Origin of the sequence: Olivibacter sp. 47 (genome assembly GCF_030372825.1) — a bacterium.
GTDB lineage: Bacteria > Bacteroidota > Bacteroidia > Sphingobacteriales > Sphingobacteriaceae > Olivibacter > Olivibacter oleidegradans.
In genome coordinates, this window is sequence record NZ_JAUCNR010000001.1 from 1,060,422 (window position 1) to 1,079,360 (window position 18,939).

Annotated in this window: 16 protein-coding genes; 2 read left to right on the forward strand and 14 right to left on the reverse strand. The window is 38.4% G+C overall.

Annotation, left to right across the window (positions count from 1 at the left end):
• Positions 1-381 precede the first annotated feature (381 nt).
• The 3 genes from QT327_RS04665 to QT327_RS04675 form a co-directional block, all read right to left on the reverse strand.
• Positions 382-1,206 (reverse strand): hypothetical protein, encoded by an 825-nt coding sequence (locus QT327_RS04665; RefSeq protein ID WP_289552181.1) that lies wholly within the window; start codon positions 1,204-1,206, stop codon positions 382-384.
• Positions 1,207-1,399: 193 nt separating this feature from the next.
• On the reverse strand, positions 1,400-2,029 hold the full coding sequence (locus QT327_RS04670) for a HipA family kinase (protein ID WP_289552183.1): 630 nt from the start codon (positions 2,027-2,029) through the stop codon (positions 1,400-1,402).
• Positions 2,030-2,212: 183 nt separating this feature from the next.
• Positions 2,213-2,836 (reverse strand): master DNA invertase Mpi family serine-type recombinase, encoded by a 624-nt coding sequence (locus QT327_RS04675; RefSeq protein ID WP_289552184.1) that lies wholly within the window; start codon positions 2,834-2,836, stop codon positions 2,213-2,215.
• 52 nt (positions 2,837-2,888) lie between these two features.
• On the opposite strand from QT327_RS04675, the gene QT327_RS04680 reads away from it, so the two are divergent.
• Entirely contained in the window at positions 2,889-3,911 is a 1,023-nt protein-coding gene (locus QT327_RS04680) for a DNA methyltransferase family protein (protein ID WP_289552185.1), read from the forward strand.
• On the opposite strand, the gene QT327_RS04685 is transcribed toward QT327_RS04680, so the two are convergent.
• The 6 genes from QT327_RS04685 to bla form a co-directional block, all read right to left on the reverse strand.
• Positions 3,873-7,583, reverse strand: coding sequence for a type IIG restriction enzyme/methyltransferase (locus QT327_RS04685; RefSeq protein WP_289552186.1), 3,711 nt, complete (start codon positions 7,581-7,583; stop codon positions 3,873-3,875). The two genes, QT327_RS04680 and QT327_RS04685, sit on opposite strands and share 39 nt — an antisense overlap.
• Positions 7,584-7,632: 49 nt before the next feature.
• Entirely contained in the window at positions 7,633-8,241 is a 609-nt protein-coding gene (locus QT327_RS04690) for a hypothetical protein (RefSeq protein ID WP_289552187.1), read from the reverse strand.
• Between the two features lie 234 nt (positions 8,242-8,475).
• Entirely contained in the window at positions 8,476-9,471 is a 996-nt protein-coding gene (locus QT327_RS04695) for an AAA family ATPase (protein WP_289552188.1), read from the reverse strand.
• Positions 9,472-9,610: 139 nt separating this feature from the next.
• A complete protein-coding gene (locus QT327_RS04700) occupies positions 9,611-10,681 on the reverse strand; it encodes a glycosyltransferase family 4 protein (protein WP_289552190.1) in 1,071 nt (356 codons plus the stop codon).
• A 110-nt stretch (positions 10,682-10,791) separates the two neighbouring features.
• On the reverse strand, positions 10,792-11,343 hold the full coding sequence (locus QT327_RS04705) for a hypothetical protein (protein ID WP_289552191.1): 552 nt from the start codon (positions 11,341-11,343) through the stop codon (positions 10,792-10,794).
• Positions 11,344-11,486: 143 nt separating this feature from the next.
• Positions 11,487-12,386: a class A beta-lactamase, subclass A2 gene (bla, locus tag QT327_RS04710; RefSeq protein ID WP_289552193.1), complete on the reverse strand. Its 900-nt coding sequence runs from the start codon at positions 12,384-12,386 to the stop codon at positions 11,487-11,489.
• Between the two features lie 349 nt (positions 12,387-12,735).
• Between bla and QT327_RS04715 the strand changes: the two genes are divergently transcribed.
• On the forward strand, positions 12,736-13,803 hold the full coding sequence (locus QT327_RS04715) for a serine hydrolase domain-containing protein (RefSeq protein ID WP_289552195.1): 1,068 nt from the start codon (positions 12,736-12,738) through the stop codon (positions 13,801-13,803).
• A gap of 339 nt (positions 13,804-14,142) precedes the next feature.
• Here QT327_RS04715 and QT327_RS04720 read toward each other — a convergent pair whose 3' ends face one another.
• The 5 genes from QT327_RS04720 to QT327_RS04730 form a co-directional block, all read right to left on the reverse strand.
• Entirely contained in the window at positions 14,143-14,625 is a 483-nt protein-coding gene (locus QT327_RS04720; protein ID WP_289552196.1) for a hypothetical protein, read from the reverse strand.
• Between the two features lie 307 nt (positions 14,626-14,932).
• Positions 14,933-15,826, reverse strand: a complete 894-nt coding sequence (locus QT327_RS04725) for an Rpn family recombination-promoting nuclease/putative transposase (RefSeq protein WP_289552197.1) — start codon at positions 15,824-15,826, stop codon at positions 14,933-14,935.
• 159 nt (positions 15,827-15,985) lie between these two features.
• Positions 15,986-16,123 (reverse strand): Fic family protein, encoded by a 138-nt coding sequence (locus QT327_RS28150; RefSeq protein ID WP_354004808.1) that lies wholly within the window; start codon positions 16,121-16,123, stop codon positions 15,986-15,988.
• A gap of 9 nt (positions 16,124-16,132) precedes the next feature.
• Positions 16,133-16,387 (reverse strand): ATP-binding protein, encoded by a 255-nt coding sequence (locus QT327_RS28155; protein ID WP_354004809.1) that lies wholly within the window; start codon positions 16,385-16,387, stop codon positions 16,133-16,135.
• 75 nt (positions 16,388-16,462) lie between these two features.
• Positions 16,463-18,847 carry an ABC transporter permease gene (locus QT327_RS04730; protein WP_289552199.1) on the reverse strand — a complete coding sequence of 795 codons (2,385 nt, stop codon included), beginning with the start codon at positions 18,845-18,847 and terminating at the stop codon, positions 16,463-16,465.
• Positions 18,848-18,939 lie beyond the last annotated feature (92 nt).

Sequence of the window (18,939 nt, forward strand, 5' to 3'; positions counted from 1 at the left end):
GATCTTACCCCGAATCAGTAAAGCGAAAGATTGTATCTTAAATTCAAACCGGATCGCTCAGCCAACGAGCCGCCGAGAAAAAATTCAAGATCAACAGAAAAACGATCGATAGTTGGATAACTCAACATTCTTTGATTCCTTTGAAGCCGAAGACATTCAGCCAAACTATAGCGATGACAAAACCTTCCGAGAATGGCAGGTAGTTTTCTATCCAAACACGTTAGTGAACTACTGAATATTCATACTGCCCCCCTCTAAACGGGTAATTGGTCTTTATCGGAGTCAGGTTGTTCCTTGTATGGATTTCAGTAAATCAAGTAAGTTTAGAATCTATGCTAAAATAGAGGCTTTGTAAAAACAGAGGAAACACAAAAACAGATATTAGTTACTGAAGAACGGCTCTACGTGATGAGTATCCATATATTCTTCAATTAAATCCACTTCGCTGGTAGGTACCAGCTGAACTGCGGAATAGGTTTTAATACTTTTCCAAATACTGTGATGCTCTGGAAGTTTTTTTGATGGTTCGTCACCGATGAAAAAGAATTTGGTATCCTTGTTCTTTTCCTTCATTTTATCAACTAGAAACAAATGAGATCCAACTTGTTGTTTAAGCATATACAAGGCTTTGGTAAAATCGCTCATCTCCCCTACCACCTCTACATTATTTTTACCAACAAAAGTAACTTTAGACGGAACAATTAAGCCCGGCACCTCATTTTCCGTCATTTCTACATCGAAATTGACACGCTTTGCGATAGACTTGGCAAGTCTCTTTCTCACTATATCAATTTTACTTACTTTTTCTGTCCGATTAACAGGTATGTTAAAAACAAACTTCTCGAAAAGACGGTTAAAGTTATTCTGATCTAATGTGATGTTAATTTTAGTAGGCGCAGAAAATGTAAGCAGATTATTTGCGTATACAGAAAGATAGCTAAAATAACTTTCGCTCAAAATGGAGCTACTTTTATGCGCATGCATAAAATCGTCCGCGTATGCATTTGCTAGCTCACTGATAGCTCGCAGATTTGACTTTAAAAGCGAAAAAGCATCTCCCGGAATTAACTCTTTTAAGATATTTAGTTTCTCCTTCGAAAAAGAAAAGAAGCACCTTTCACCATCAGCCATAAAAAGGCCAATACTAATCCGTTCGCCTTGATTGGGGCGAATAGTACAGTACAATATGGAGTAAAACGCGCTCATCTTTTTATTATATACTCTGCTACCAGTTCTTTAAAGTTCGCTTTTGTATCCGCTATCCACGTAGCATTATCAATAATACTACTTTTTATTTGTTCGTGCAAAGTTCCCTTATCACTACACCAGTCATCAGGGATACCAGCTACTATTTCAGGTAGTGCATTGTTACAGGCAGTTACAAAGTTAGGAAAGTTATTCAACAGTAACAGTGTCTCTTCTGCAATTTTTTATTGTTATATAACAAAGTCTTCGCCAAATCGGAAGACAATATACTATCATACTCAGTCAATTGGGCAAGATCCTGCCCTAACCTACATCCATCAAAAATGTCGGAATGGTCAATGGGTGTTATTTCATAATAGCCTTTATTTGAATTCATCAAAAGGTTATAATTATTGACACTTCTATCTGTATTGGCAACCCAAAGATCAAATAAACCGATTTTTAAGAGGTCATATCTATTTTGAAATTTCTGCAACTCATTGTAATCTGACTTTAACCCTACTAACAGATTGGAGGCGTCTGTTGCTAAGTTATTATACCGCAAACCGAAACAGGGTTTATTGAAATGATGTAATTGTGTGCGATTTGAAAGTATGCTTGTACCCACATGTTCGGGAAGGATCTGTACAATGGCGGCATCTAATATTGGTAATTCCCAAATACGTAAAAAACAATGAGCTATGTATTCACTGATTAACTTGCTGCTGGCGTCGTATTTACATGCATAATCTTCTAAATCGTCTACCAAGACTACTACAGGCCGACTGCCATTGGTATCAATTACTCTACGAATAGATTCTATGGATATTCTAAGTGGCAGCATTTAGGCTTAGTTTCCGAATTTATTATATCATTGGCAATTTAACGAATTTAGAAGAAATATTAAAAACTTCGACACATGCTAGGCCAAATAACCGTAAATATTAACGGTAGTCGTGCTTTATACTTGAACTTGAATCTTATGGTGCATCCAATCCATTTTCAATAGATTGAATGCACTATGAACTTAGCTAAAAAGTTTATCGCTCACGATATCTGGATTGCTTTTCACAAAATTGCTAACGGTTAGGCGGTGTACCCCTAGAATTCTACCGATTGCAGAGAAAGACACTTGTTTATCCAATAGCTCTTTAATTTTCTTTTCCTGGCCCGTGAGCTTCATTTTAGACGATTTACTGCCGTGGGGGCGTCCTAGTGTAACTCCTTCTGCGCGCTTTCTAGCCAAGGCCTCTTTAGTGCGTTGGGAAATCAAATTTCTTTCAATCTCTGCGGAGAGGCCGAAAGCAAAAGCTAAAACTTTAGAGTTTATATCGCTACCTAAGCGGTAGTTATCTTTTATTGTCCAGACACGGATATCGCGGTTCATACACTCGTTTAGTACCCCCATGATCATCAGTAGATTCCTTCCTAATCTGGACAGCTCGGAACAAATAAGTACATCACCTTTTTTCATTCGTTTTAATAAACGACCAAGCTTTCGCTCTTCCACACTCCTAGCTCCAGATATTGTCTCTTCTATCCACTTATTGACGACAGTGCTATTTCTATCGCAAAAATCATTAATCTCAAATCGTTGGTTTTCTACTGTTTGTTTGTCTGTACTGACTCGGATGTAACCGTAAATCATCATAGTTGAATCTGTTAAAATATGTTATACAATAATGGTTTAAATTAAACGGATATTGTCTAAAATAAAACATTGCTATTTTTATGACACAAAAACGAGCGTTTATTTTAGACAATCAGCTTCGATCTGCGCCTTTTCAGGAGATTCTAGTTGGGTAATCTTAAGCGAAATAGAACAGCGTATCAAAGCCAAAATTGAAGCAGTCGGAACACCATTAAGGGATTGGAATATCAACATCTATCGTGGAATTCTTACCGGATATAACGAGGCTTTTATCATCGACAAAAATAAGCGAGATGAACTTATTGAAGAAGATCCAAAATCTGCCGAAATTATACGACCCTTATTAAGAGGACGTGATATTAAGAGATATTCTTACGAGTTTGCTGATTTGTATCTTTTATTTATTCCTTGGCATTTCCCATTACACAAAGATCCAAGTATAACTGGTGCATCCCAACAAGCTGAAGAAGCATTTGAAAATCAATATCCTGCAGTATATAGACATTTATTAAAGTTTAAATCGGAGCTCTCTAACCGGAACAAATCTGAGACGGGAGTTCGTTATGAATGGTACGCGTTACAAAGGTGGGGAGCAAATTATTGGGAGGATTTTTTTAGACAGAAAATAGTGTATCCCGACATTATGCGAATGCCTCGGGATAAGACGCTACTAAGAGAATATCCGTATTTCCACTTGGATAACGACAATTTTTTCATCGAAGCGACTAATTTTATGATAACTGGGGAGGATATTGATTTAATTTTTCTTTTTCTTACATCAAACTTAGGTTTTTTTGCATTTTCTAAATTCTATACTGGCCCACAATTTGATTCAACTGGCTTTCGATATAAAAAAGCATATCTGGATGAAACTTTTGTGCCTAAGCCGAACGATGTAGCAGCATCTTTGCTCCGCAACAAAATGGAGCACCTATCACACGAAGATATGGAAGACAGCTTAAATGATTTATGGTCAGATATTGTCGGTTTAACGATTGAAGAACGTCATTTCGTAAACGTATATAAAGAAAATCTTTTAACTAGCACTTTCAATGAATTTGATTTCCTCGATTGATAGATTATATAATTCGTAAATTGCCGCGTCTATTTCGTTTCTATTTTCTAAAGTTGGCGAAGAAACTAAAGCAGAAAAAGTTTCTTGATCCTTTGCAGATAGGATCCGAACAGGAAGTTGTTCGACAAACATTGGTTTATATTCAAAGTAACCTCCATTTCTTGTTACTCCCTTCTGTCGAATATACCAATCCCCCAGTTTGGAATTAAGGATTGCCAGTAAATATGCGTTATATGGAACGATTATCGAGCACGGCGCATTTAGAAACATTCCACTTGGAGTTGCAGAAAAGGCGGCCGAAAGCGATAAGTTTCCCCATACTATTTTTTGTCTAAAAAAATCCTCCATATAAGCACAGTTGCGAAGATTGTATGGAGTATCGCCTTTGTCAGTCCGCTTTGCCAGTTGTGGGTAGAAATTATCCAAATGCTTTTTTATAGCAGGGTAATCGTCTATTTTGATGGGTGTTATGCCTTTTTCTTTGATGCCGTTATGGACGTTTATTAGCCATAGATCCGCAAAATCATATCCATACTTTTTTATATCTCTGCCGCGTAAAATAGGTCGTATAATTTCATCACTTTTTGGGTCCTGTTCTATTAATTCTTTACGCTTAACACCATCTATGATAAACGCATCATTAAAGCCAGTTTTTATACCATAGTTAATTTGGATATCCCAATCTTTGAGTGGAGTGCCTATCCGTTCTATTTTCTCTTTAATACTCCTTTCTATAGACGAAAGTATGACCCAGCTGTCATTAGTTGTAAATTCTGCAATGGTTAGGTGTTGTCTAAAATAAACGCTCAAATTATTTAACACCTTTTCTTTGATAATACAAGTCTCCGTTTGTTGTCTATTTTTATCGTTAGCAAACATCAAAATATTGGTATCGACTGTTGCTGTATCAAAAATCTGCGTACCACCAAAATCTATCAAAATTAGTGGATCTGTTTTCTCTGCTAAAAACCTTCTTAGACTTTCTCCGTACGCTGCACGCATCCATTTATTGGATGTTATAAATGTCAACAAACCTTTTGGTCGTAAAATATAGAGTCCTTGTTCATAAAATAGGCTATAGATATCGCCTGTTTTGGCATAGGTATCATAGTTCATTTTTTGAAGAACATCGCTCTCGGTGCCCATTTTCTGTAATTGTATATATGGTGGATTACCGATCAACGCGTCAAAACCGACAAAATTGCCTTCGCCGTCCAATACCTCCGGAAACTCAAAACGCCATTCGAACGCATTTTTAAAATTAGCATTATCCAGTATCTCGTTCCTCTTCTTAATTTCTTTGTCGGCCTTGCTTTTTAACTTCTTTAACTCGTCCTTGTCCGCCTGCCTTAGTTTCTCACCAAATTGCAATAGATTTTGTTGACGTTGGCTTTCTTGTTCATATGCTCCCATGGCTTTCTGTACAGCCTCTTTGATCTTTCTATCAAGGGTTGATTTGAAATTGCTTTTTATGGTGTCAATGATGTTTTGGATTTCCCTTTTCTTACTTTTAGAGTTCGTTTTTTTGTAGTCGTTAACTGCTTGCTTATAGTCTTCAATAGTATAACTGACTTCTTTATTCTTAAACGCCGATTTGAGACTGTCCTCTAGAGAAAAACGATGAATTAACGAATTACCATGCTTGATATTAATATCAATATTAGGCAGTGTTTGCAGCTCCCCTTCGTCGGTATAATATGCATTCTTTAGAAGCTCAATCCATAGGCGCAAGCGGCATATATTTACGGAATTGGGATTAATGTCTACGCCAAAGAGACAATTCTCGATAATGGTTTGCTTCTCGTGAAAAATCGTTTTCTGTATACGCAGGCTATTTGGATCATTCCTACGATATTCAAACAAATCTCCATGGGCGTCCGAAATATAAAGTTCATCGTTTTCAATCTGGATATCACACGGTAGACGATGGCCATGCTCGTCCACTAGGATCCCTAATTCGCTTTTTATAGCAATTAATTCATTAAGAGCAGAAACCAAAAAATGCCCAGAGCCCACCGCGGGATCGCACACTCTGATAGAGTTGATGATTTCGTTAAACCGTTTTACATCTTGGTTCTTAAAGAAGCGAGCGCAGTAAGATTTAAGATCTTCAAAGTCATCAATTTGCTGATTCTCTAGAGCTTGAAACTTTTCGACTACCACTTTCCTCAGGGTCTCTCGACACATAAACATGGTAATGACACCGGGAGTATAGAAAGATCCATCTTTATAACCATTAATTTTTTCAAATATCAACCCAAGCACAGAAGCATTTATCAACCTTTTGCTTTCATGAGTATGGTCTGTTTCCGTACCCGCTTCAGCTGAAAAATCGTAGGCATCAAGAAATTTGAAAAGATATTCTAAGGTATTGATCTTGCCTTTTAGTCTACGGCTGTTGCTGTCTTTCAATATTGTAGCCGCATATACATCCATTACCTCATCTTTTAGCGATGTAATATCAAAGGTGATCTGCTCAATATAGCTGCGCTCAAATAGACTACTATTGAGATATGGAATATGTTTAAATTTGTCCGCATACCGCGCATGACGCTCACCTAGTGGCTTGGCTAAAGCGGAGAAAAACAGGTCGTTTAGCTCATCAAAGCCATTAATAAAGTCGATATTTAGAAATTTATAGGCAGGTGTTTGTAGATTATAACTTAATAATTGAGACTCGAGAAGCTTTAAGAATAATATTCGATTGACCCACGTCAAACACAACTCTAATCCTGCTGTGAAAGCTTTGTTTGAGTCGTTCGGTATATGCTTTACATTACTAAGATAATCTCTATCCTCAAGAGTGAAGATAGTGTTCTCCATCAGGGAACCGTAATCACGATCTCTGTTTTGCTTACGCTGAATAATCCTTTTAGAGTTTTCTTTGACTTCTTCCAGACCGATAATATGCAATAGTTCGTTATAAAACTCTTTGTTAAGGTAATTGCTGTCATTACCGAAACTCTTACCCATTAGGTGAACGTCGGAAAATAGTTTATAGATGTTTACTAATTCTTTGGAACTATGCTTGGCAACATCTTTTGTACGGAAATCTATATAAACATAAGGCAGTTCATTTTTAACAGTTTCAATATTGGGAGATGCTATCTCACTGAAGAAAAGTTCATTTTTTGAGGTGTCTTTTAACCTGTCTCTAAAACGCTCGTATTCTTTGATTAGATTTTTGTTCTTGTAAAAAGCGTTGTAGAAATCCTCTCCTTTGAATAGAAACCACTCCAATCCATTTGTTATGATAAGATGCTTGATATTATTGTTTTTGTGGTCTACCCGCTCTCTCAAGTAATACAATAATAGTTCTTGAAGAGCCTTCTTATTTAAGTTTGCGTTGGTTGGGAATTCAGCCTTGTTACTTGGGCGTTTTGCTTCTATGACTACACCGATATCGCTTTTTGCATCGCGGCCTAGATAAATTGCGAGGTCAATACGACCTTTCGTATTGATCTCATGCTGATTGTAGAAAGTCGCTTCCAAAAATTTTCTAATCGGTGACTTTAAATGCTCTTCGCTTTCACCTTTCTGATCGATGAACTTAATAGTCTCAATGCACTGCTCCAGCTTTTCAACAAAATCATCCACATCCTTTTTCAGGGGTTTGAATTTTTTATATGCAGGATTTAAAGCTTTTCGAAAATCGGTTTGGTTTGCGCTCATGTTAGTGGTTCGTATTCTTAGTTAATAGGTAAGGCTATATTATATTAGGTTAAAAGCAATGTTCCAAGTTGTAGAAATTTATCAATTCTTCATATTGTGAGTATATTCTTTCAAATATGCCCTTTCGGTAAGTAAGTAAATCGACAGAATTTTTAAGCACAAAATCTAACGTCAGTTCATTATCTACGTATAGAAATTTTTCCAGAATATCATTGCCTATTAATTTTGGCGAGATTGTGATATTAAAGCCTTTCTGCTCAACACTGCTTAAGTTGTAGAGTAAAGATTTCATGTTTCCAAGGCCACCACCAGATCCTTGTAAAGCAAATGTAGCGTCCGAAAATTCATATATTTTCCCCGAACTCCTTTGACGAATGATAGGCATTACCAAATGCCATTCACTACCGAGAGATTGCTCTTTTGAAATTAAAAGATAGACGTCTAGATCACTTTTTAATTTTCTGACCAGTTCTATCTGACTTCCACTTAGAAGTGTTTTGAAGTCCTGACTTCCTTTTATCTCAGGCACCTCTAATCGTTCATCATTTTCATGGACAGAAGTCGCACGTACTTGTTTAGAGCTAGGTTGATACGTAACATTAATGATATTGAAAGATATACCATTTAAACTTGGTTCAAAGAGGCTTATATTGAACATAATTTTTATTCTTTAACTAAAACAACATGAGACACCATACTCTCTATTATTTCCTCTATAGCAAAGATAGATTTTTCTGCAAGAAACGTATACAGTACCACTCAATTCCCTAATGTGTTATATTTTTAACCTTTTTGAGTAATTGCGATCTATTTATAAAACCATCCAAGGTATCGGTGGTAGTGGCGGCAAGTGTGAAAATTCAGGCATAGGTTATTGGTTTTGGTAGAAATACTACATATTATATAATTGGTTTTCTTTTAATGATTCATAAAAATGTCTCTCTTCGATTATATGTTGCCCTTGTATGATTGCAAATTTGGCAGCATCAGTAGCTATCTTAACAATAAGTGCCGCTGAGAAACCTTCCATTTGTTCTGCAAGCTTAGTCCAGTTCATCTTTTTGGCTACTTCTATTGAAGCTAATGTAGATTGAAGGATGCGTTTGATCTCCTCTTTGCCCGGCTTGGGCATCTCAATAATATCGTCGAAACGACGGAACAGTGCCTTATCTAAGATACCCTGTAAGTTGGTGGTAGCAATGATAATTCCCGGCCCATCATAATCTTCCAATACGTTCAGTAGAATATTTACTACCCTGTGCATCTCACCCACGTCCTGTTTACCATCACGTGATTTTGCAATAAAGTCAAATTCATCCAATAATAGTACACAGGGATAATGCTGTATCGCATCAAACAGGCTTTTCAGGTTACTTGCTGACTCTCCCAAATAGGAAGAAATAATAGCCTCAAATCGTACCTTTAAAAACGGTAAACCTATATTCCAAGCGATACGCTCGGCACTCATACTTTTTCCACAGCCCGGAGCTCCATGCAACAGGATTCTCTTTTTGGGTTTAAGTCCAAAATGCGCAAGACGCTCGCGCGCAATATATTCTTTCTCTATTCGATGAATCTTCTGCTCTACCTCTTTGGGCAAAATCATATCATGTCGAAGATGTTCCCTTGGCACCTCAACCGCCAAGGGTATATTCTTGCGCTTATCATTAGGTATATTTACCGAACCGCCGAAAATATTTTTCAGCTCTCCCTTTAGCGATTGCCCAGTATGTATATTCCGTTTCAATATAGCATCTAACCGATCTGCTAATTTCTCATGCCCTTTCTTGCGTTCAGAATCAATAATAACGTTAGCCACCTTAACGATATCGTCCTGTGGTTCTCCTTCGATTGAACGAAATAAACGTAGCATTAAGTCTTGATTCATGACACTTTGTTATTTTGATATAAATTTAGGCAAATATACAGTTAGACAAAAATTTCCTGGTCATAAAAAGGAAAGGATTTTACTGTTGGTCGAGTTCTTTTTTTACTATTGGGCGGAGATGTATTTTGAAGTATCTTGGTTATGCAGACAATAAATCTCCAATTTTCTTAAAGCAAACTTCATCGCTAAATTCATCTGCCACCCATTGGTATGCATTCTTGCCGAGTCGATGCCTCAACTCATTGTCATTAATGAGCATAAGAAGAGATTCAGCAAATGTGTCAGGATCATCCGCTATTAAAAAGGAGTTGTTTATACCCTTTTCCAGACCACTTGCACCATGAGTAGTGGTTATCAGAGGCAATCCGTTTGCTAGGGCTTCTATATTTTTAATTTTTAATCCAGAACCGATTCTAACAGGGTTTATAATAACATCCATATTCTTATAGACCTCTGTTAAGTTATCTTTAAAGCCTTCCAAGATTACGTTGTCAAATACGGACAACAGGGACGGGGCAATTTTTCTACCTACCGCACCAAAAATATGCAATTTTACTCCTATAGACGGTGGAATCAAAGGCCACACTTTTCGCAAAAACCAACTTATTGAATCAACGTTTGGCAGATAATCGCTTGCGATAAACCCAATTGCCGACGGTCTGCTACGAAGGCTCTGATATCTAGGAGTTGCTGGATGGGGCGCTAAGATCAGTCTTTCAGCACCAATAGCTTCGGTTACTGTATCGTAGTCTTTTTTTGATATCAATATAACGTAATCAAAAAGTCGATAAATCTTAAACTCTCTTTCTCGTGATAAATTATAATCCCAGTTTGCATACTGCAAACTGTTAAAGCTCCTGTTTCTCTCACTTATGATATCGTGAGTGTCTAAAATAGTGATAACTTCGTCGGGAACAGAGGCGAGATAGCGGGCATGGTGAATATACTCGAAAAAACAAACCTTATATTGTTCGAAGGAAAACAATCGCCCGATAAAATCGATATTCCTTTTTTTATCCTCCCTAGAGCTATTTTCCAAGAAAACAATGTTCACCCTGGGAGGAAGAAAACGTTCTATAGAGCGAAGTGGCTCCCGGCCCAAGTATACCACAGTAACGAAGCTATACTTAGTTAGAAACTGGATCAGCTTCTGTAATCGAGAGATGTGACCTGCACCGTATACCCAAATCGCAATATCGGTGATAATCATGCATTTTTGCATATCTAGCTAGGAAATGATAGGAAATTGATTTATTATAAAAAGCAATGCAGAAATTTTCTCTTCAAATAACCTTACCTGTTACGTGATTACAACACCTTTCATTTAATCATTTTTATTTTAAATTTTTTCTGAATTACTTCTGCAAGATTCTCTAGCTCCTTTTTATTTTCTTTACGCACAGGAATCCAAACCGGGATCAAAGGATAATAACTACTCATAAAAATCAAATACCCCTTGTAAAATTGTAAACTCTGAAACATTTGCAAGCCACATTCATTCACCAAATGCCCATAACTTATACGGACTCTCTTTTCATCTAAATCATAAACCATGCTCGTTTTTCCAACCTGCCTTTCGAACTCCCGCATAAATGGTATCCCTCTCAAAGAAGCGTTTAGCTTATAAAACCACCATGCTATCACCAATAATGCCGAAAACATCATAAAATACCAAAAGCGGACATCTAAAAGGAAAAGGCAATAATCATTAGAAAGGCCATCTTCTTGGTTGGCGCCTATTATTTGCGCCAAGCTATACACTGTAACAGTTGCCGACAAAAACAACCATCCTTTGTTTCGTTCATACCACCATCTTTTCGTCATTCGTTTATAAGTCTCCAGATAATGATCGTCTGTAATTATTAACTGCATAGATTGTTTAAATCATGGGTTTTAGGTTTATTCTTTCTTTGCTATCTGCCTGGTTTATTAACACTAATTTATAAATTAAATGATGTATTGCAAAATATGTAAAAATTTAAGAACACAATCTCTGCTTTCCTACAAGCTTACTATCATTTAGCAGTATAATAATCCCAGGTTGCTTTGGCGATGGAGGCAATCATATCCTCCGCAGTTTTGTATTTTTCCGTTGTGTTATACACAAACACTGCAATTGCAAAATGTTTTCCGTTGGGTAATTGTATAATCCCTACATCATTAACTGCAGCCGTTAATCCTTGTTCATTGGTAAAAGAGCTGCCCGGTCTATGCGCAACTTCTGCATTTGCAGGTAGTTTTCCTTTTATACGGTTCGGCCCAACAACCGTTTCTACCATAGTTTTATACAGGAATTCGGTTGATGATTTAGTTAAAATTCTTCCTTCGTAAAACTGCTTCAACTGCTGCGTAGAAAAATTTGGCGTTATTGTATTTACATATTGGGCATCCCAATTTCGGTGCATTTCTTCTTCGTTGTTTTTAATAACGAAGTTGGGACTGGCAATGAAGGTGTCAATAGCATGTACTCCTCCTACAAGTCTTATCAAAATGTCACAGATATTGTTATCGCTGTGGGAAACCATCCATTGTAACGATTCCTTTAGGGTTATATAGACATTTCCCTCCGGATATTTTTTCCTGAACGGACTCCATGTTTCTTTGAGCAATTCGTCTTTTTTTATAAAGATTTTTTGATTTAGTGATAGTTCACCTTTGTCAACCTTGTTTAAAACTGTCAACGCAATTTGAAATTTGAAAACACTGATCATAGGATAGTGTTTGTAACCGTTAACGCTCAGGGTATCATTGTCTTCAATACCTAGAATAGAAACGCCTACTTCTGCGTTTCCCGTCGCGATAATTCCCTTTATCTGACTGCGAAGTACTTCTTTTGGAGGTTGCGCGAGCGCATGAAAGGAAATAAATATAAAGAGGGCTGATATCAATAAGCGTGTTGGTAAACTATATTTCATAAGATGCTGTTAAAACGGCAAAATAACGTTTTTATACCTTATTTTCCTTCTTTTACAAATCAATTACATGACGACTTGAATATTAACAGTAGTCCCTCTACAAAATATGTGAAATACTGAAAAACACCATCCTTCGCATTCTACTATATGCCAGAAACAAACTTAATTGGCTTTATTTTTAGGCTTCTATGGAAAACTATTTCCTAAAGAACGATCGATTGTTCGGAATCAGACAAGAGTGTCCGTATCTGAACAGCAACCGATTGGTATAGAGAGCTTAACATGTCTATGCAATCGGAATTCCCGTGTTTGGCAAACTTCTTGTCAAAGGATAACTAAAAGAAATACCATGAAAAGGTTAATCCTATTTGTTTTATCGGTGATTCATTTAGTATGTTCAGCACTTGCTCAATCGGATGATCGCTCAGCTGCTATTAGTGGTTTGTTCAAGGGGTATGATATCAATAACATGGCCGGTGTGAGCGTAATGGTGATCAAAGACAGCCAAATCATTTATAACCGATCTTTCGGCTTTGCAGATGCCGCTCATAAAGTACCCGCTACTCCGCATACGAATTATCGCCTCGCTTCCCTGAGCAAGCCATTCACTGCTATGGCTGTAATGATACTACGGGATGAGCGCAAGCTTTCACTGGATGACCCTCTGCATAAATTCTTTCCAAAGATTCGTATATATGGGAATCAGATAACAATACGCCATATGCTGACCCATACAGCCGGCTTACCGAATTACGGCGACCTCATTCCGCCGGGAACCACCAAACCGCTTACCGACTGGGATGTGCTCAATTTAGTAGAACAACAGGATACGGCTGCTTTTAAACCGGGGCAACGGTTCGAATACAGTAACACTGCTTATTCTCTACTTAGTCTTATTGTAGAAAAAGTATCCGGGATGCCGTATGATGAATTCATAAAACAGCGCATTTTTAAACCACTGGGAATGACCAATAGTACCCTTAACGTCATGGGCGACAGCATTCGGAACCGTGCCTATGGCTACGACAAAAAAGGCGATAGCCTGGTGATGAGCGATCAAAGTCTATACAGTTATGTTCTGGGCGATGGCGGCGTTTACTCTTCCGTAAGTGACCTTTTTAAATGGGATCAGGCTTTATATACTTCTAAATTGGTAAAATCTGAAACAATAGACGAGATGTTTACAATTAAATCCTGGGAAAATGACCACACAGCATACGGATATGGATGGTATATCGACGAAAAATACGGTCAGAAACGGGTTTCCCATTCCGGCGGTACATCAGGCTTTTCAACTTACATGATCCGTTATCCTACCCTGAAATTTTCAATTATCATACTTTCCAACCTGGATGAAGGTTTTACTGTGGGAGAGGTCGCCAATCGGATTGAGAATATTTATTTGAAAGGGCATTGACAGGTCAGCTTCAACGTCTCAGCGTAATAGTTCACGATAGAAAGGTCCGTGAGGAGTTCCAGTTTAGTTCCACTAGGTTATAAATTAAATGATATTTCACAAAGTTTGTAAAATTGAGAAGATTTCTTCTCCCCCATCCTGTCAACCAATTAGCTGCTTTCTTGTCAGGGTGTTAAACTATTGATAAGCATATAAATAATGTTTTCAATGAAAGCTAATTGATAAAGGTTTAGTTATCGCAAAATTTGCAACAGCCGTATTAGACGCTATCATGTAGACTATTACAATTCGGAGGTTATTATTTCCGTTGTAATTCCAAAATTGTCGCCCGCTTGTAGTTTAAGCCTTTTTCGGGATCGTGTAGTCTTGCTCATACCGATCTATAAAAAAGTAAGTGAGTGACGTAAATACAACACTAAATAAAGCTGCCAAACAGGGATAGAGCAAATTGACATACCAGGGATCTGTCACAAATAGATTCAGTACAAAACAACCCAGCATAACAATGTAGAACATAAACAATACGAACAGCGTAAGAAATTTCCTGTAAAAGGTATAATTTCTACCCGCTTTCCGCTCGTAATCTTTGATCAATTGGAAAGGCAATAAAAGGAAAATCAAGCAAACAAAATAAAGTAGAAAAAAGACCCCATAGTCATAAATAGAAGTTAAGTATTCATAAAATGATGCGAACCGTTGTCCGTTCGTTTCATATTTACCCGATATCAGCGCTTTGAAAACACCTTGTAAAGCGCCCACATGCAATACGATGGGTGACAATAAAGCCAAAAGCAGATTTAATGCTATCTTTCTTAAAGTCATGTAAAAAGAACTTTATCCGATCCGGGCAATCTCACTTAATATCCCCCTTTCACAAATGGTCTTACAGTACAATTAGCCGTCATAGGTGGTAGTTGATTTACCAAAGAAACTGCTTAATTATTACTAAAACATTATGCTGTTGTTACTTTTAGGAAGAAAGGAATCGTAGCAGAACAAGAATCAACACGTCAAATCAAAAAAGTTTAATCGGTTCTGTTTTGTTTTTTACAGCGTAAAGGAAGGGAAAGTGTGTAAAAAAAGCCATCTAGGAGATGGCTTTTTTAAACAATTATATCAGTTGTAAAACCTACAACTTCTCTACTACCGCCAAGGGCAGTTTTAGACTTTCAGCAATGACGTGGTTGGCTACACCTGCGTTTTTTAAAGACTGTGCAGAGGCCAATTTCTCTTGGTCTGCTTTTTTACGCTCCTTTTCAGCTGCTTTTTCAGCAGCCTTTTTCTCAGCAAGCGACATCGCGCTGTTCCATAACCACTTGTCCTGCAAACTTGCTTCGTATGCCATTCTTTCCTCCTTTGTTAAATTGGACACTTCTGCTATTTTAAAAATTCGTTGAAATATCCGTTTGTTCATGAACGTTGGGATCTTATCCGCCTTACTTAGGTTATTCAATAGCCAGAACCACCTATCCTTATCCGATTTTATTTCCTCGTCCTTTTTGACAAAGTTAGGGAGTTCTAGGAATATATAGCTCAATTTACTGTAAAAAATTCTTCCCGAATCTTTGTCTATCAAGGAGATACTCTTCAAATATCGTTCCCGTTCCGTATCATCCATCCTAAACTCCAATATGCCTATGAAAATCACTTCCGGCAGTTCAAAGTTCCAGTATTCAACTCCTTTGGGATACTGGCTGCTTATAAGCCGCGAAGTACTGAACATAACCCGCTCTTTAAAGTTATCGTGGTTCATACGCTGCATTTCCACAATGATTTCTTCTCCGTTATCACCTGTACATCGAAGATCAAAAATAACTTTCTTCTGATCGGCTGTTTCGCCCAAATATTCTGTGGGGCCATATACAAGGCTTTTGATACGTTTACTGCTTCCGATCAATTCATTCAAAAAGGGGATCAATATATCCTGATGGGCAGGTCTTCCAAACAAAAATTTAAATCCGAAGTCGCTCCCGGGGTCAATATATCGACCAACAGTAGGTTTGTCTAAGTTGTTTTTTGTCATGCTTTGATATTTAGGTCATTTACAAATATAGCAAAACAGATTTTAAATTACTAAAAAAATTAGCTTTGTTTTGTAGTTGGTTGTCGAAAACAATCATGTTTCTAACCGAATATAATCGGTTCTGCTTTGGGTTTTTACGATTTCCGTAAGTTGATAGGATTACTGATTTACCACCCGTTTTCCCAGAGCCGTCAATGTATACCGTTGCTCACTACTTGTAGGGTTATCTGGATTTGACAACGCTACAAATCCTGCCTCGATTGCTGGACTTAAATAGTTTTTAGTGAAGTTTCCTATCTGATAAACCTAACAGATGTTGTAATTCTTGCCGTTTATGTTCCTTAGTAAATACAGCCAACAATCGCTCAACTTGGGGGGATACTTTGAACTTTCTAAAATCTTAGGCACACCCGATCCAAGTTGTTCTACCAATTCCAGATCCCGATAAACTCGCATAAGTTCCCGATTTCTCGGAATGGATACACCATCAAAAGACTCTGCGACACTTAAACCTTCCGGCAATGTTCCTGCCGACGTAATTTCTATTCGATCGGAAAATATTTCAAATTTAGGGGGTACTTCTCTCGTAAAATCATTACGTACTACCGCCTCGTGTGTCTTTAGCTTATCACATTATCATTCTGTCTTTAGAGACTTGACCGGGTTCATCAGAGCAGCTTTCAAGGATCGGTACCCAACGGTCAACATTGCTATGACCAGCGTGATCGCAATAGCCATTATGAAGATGCCGGCGCCAATATTAATCCGGTAAACAAAGTTTTCCAGCCAGCTATTCATTATCCACCAGGCCACGGGTGTTGCGATCAGAAAAGCAATAAGCAGTAGCCGGACAAACTCTCTTCCGTACAGCCATAGGATGTTTCTTATACTAGCTCCCAGCACTTTGCGTACACCAACTTCTTTGGTTTTCTGAGTGATCATAAAAGAGACAAGGCCGTACAAACCTAGACACCCTATTATTATCGCAATGCCGGCGAAGGTCTGGACTAAGCGCAGTATCCTATAGTCCTGCTCGTAAAACCGTGCAATCTGATCATCCAAGAAGTCATATTCATATACATGATTTGGAAAGGTCACTTTCCAAACCGGAGCAATCGCTTCCAACGTACGTCGCAGATTAGAAGGGTTGATCTTTACAGCAATCCGATTGTACCAGTCACCTTGTGTTGTTATGCAGAGTGGGTCAATGCCTGTATGGAACGATTGATTATGAAAGTCCTTTACTACGCCAACAATAGTACCTTTCGTATCGTTAATAATGGCGTTCTTTCCGATCACTCCGTCATTGGACACGCCTAATTTTTTCGCCAAGGTTTCATTAATAAGGTACTCACGTACAGTATCCGAAGAATGCAGATTACGCCCCGCCAACAATTCCAGTCCGAAAGTGGATAAATACTGCTCATCTCCTCCTTTGAAGACGACGTCGTAATTTTCCTTTTCGGTGCGGGTGTCATATACAATTTCGAAGCTGTTGCCACTCTCGCTGGCCGGAGCTTGTGTGCAAAAACTCACCCTTTCAACCCCCGCCAGTCTGGAGAACTCGGAACGGAGCGTACTTACAGTTGATTTGTCGCTGGTTGGCAGCGGCAATGTCACGATAGCGTCCTTGGTAAATCCCATATCGGTCTGCCGGGTAAAGTTTATCTGATGTGCTATAACCAACGTACCGATGATGAGGAGCTGAGAAATCGTAAACTGTGTCACGACCAATCCCCTTCGCAGTGAAAAGCCTCCTGTATGACGCTCGGATATTTTTCCTTTGAGCGCCAACACAGGCTGGAAACCCGCCAGAACAAGACCCGGATATGCTCCCGAAAGGAAAGTAATCAGAAGAAAAAGTAGCGGCAAAAATATCAGCAGATAATAATCGTAGAAAAAGATGCTCATAACAGGCACTTCAAATACCGATCTGAGTAAGGGCAAGGCCCAGTATAACACCATGAATGCCAACACTATAGCTATGAAGACAATGAGAGCCGTTTCGACCATAAATTGCCAGAAAAGTTGTTTTCGGAAGCTACCCAATGTTTTCCGGATGCCGATCTCTTTTGCGCGGTTCAATGCTTGAGCGGTAGCCAGGTTAACAAAATTTACCGATGCAGTTATAATGAGAAAAACCGCAATAAGAGACAACGCCCAAAGGCTTTGCTTAGTTATCTTTCCATCGAAGTCCGGATTGAAGTGAATATCCGAAAGAGGTTGGAGACGGAACCGCCATTCTTTAACATAGTTTCCGTCGTAATACTTACTTGAAAAATCATGAAAAGCCTGATTGACGGTGGCAGGCAGGACGCCTGGTTTCAATAATACGAAACTTTGCAATTCGTCGGCATAACTGAGCCAGTTGTTGTCATTGCCTGCCCATGGATTGTAATCTTTCAGGTTGCCGTATGACAGATAGATCTCCTGCCTTCGATCCGTATTTTCCGGGAGATCTCGCAGAATACCGTCGATGCGGAAGTTTAGCTTATTATCTAAACGGATGATCTTTCCCATAGGGTCTGTGTCGCCGAAATATTTTTTTGCTACCCGTTCGGTAATCAGGGCTGTATTCGGATTCGTTAAAACGGTATTTTTATCACCCTTCACTAACGGGAAGTCCAGGATATGGAAAAAATCCGGCTCGGCAAAAGCGACACCGTCTTCTTCCAAAAATTTTTGATTATCAGAGGAGTGCGGAAGAGAGATTAATCGTTCCCTTTTTACATAGATTCGGGCAACTTTTTCTCCAAATGTATAATCTTCTCTGAAAGCCCTCCCTAGCGGTGGCGGACCACCCGGACTATATACAGTTTGCTCAAGGCGGTTTTCCGTAACGATACGGTATATCCTATTTTTTTTTGCGTGAAAAGCGTCAACACTCAGGTGATATTTAACAAGAGAGAAGATGAAGACCTTACAGGCAATTCCCAGTGTCAGGCCCAGTACGTTAGTCAGGGTATAGCCTCTATTGCGGTTTAGGCTTCTTAGCGCAGTCTTGCAATAATTCCTTATCATTATCAGGCAGTTTTTTGAAAAAGCTCAAGAATATTGCCGGCTGTCGAAAATCAACTTCAAATACCATCTGCAATGATTTTAGCTATCGGAAA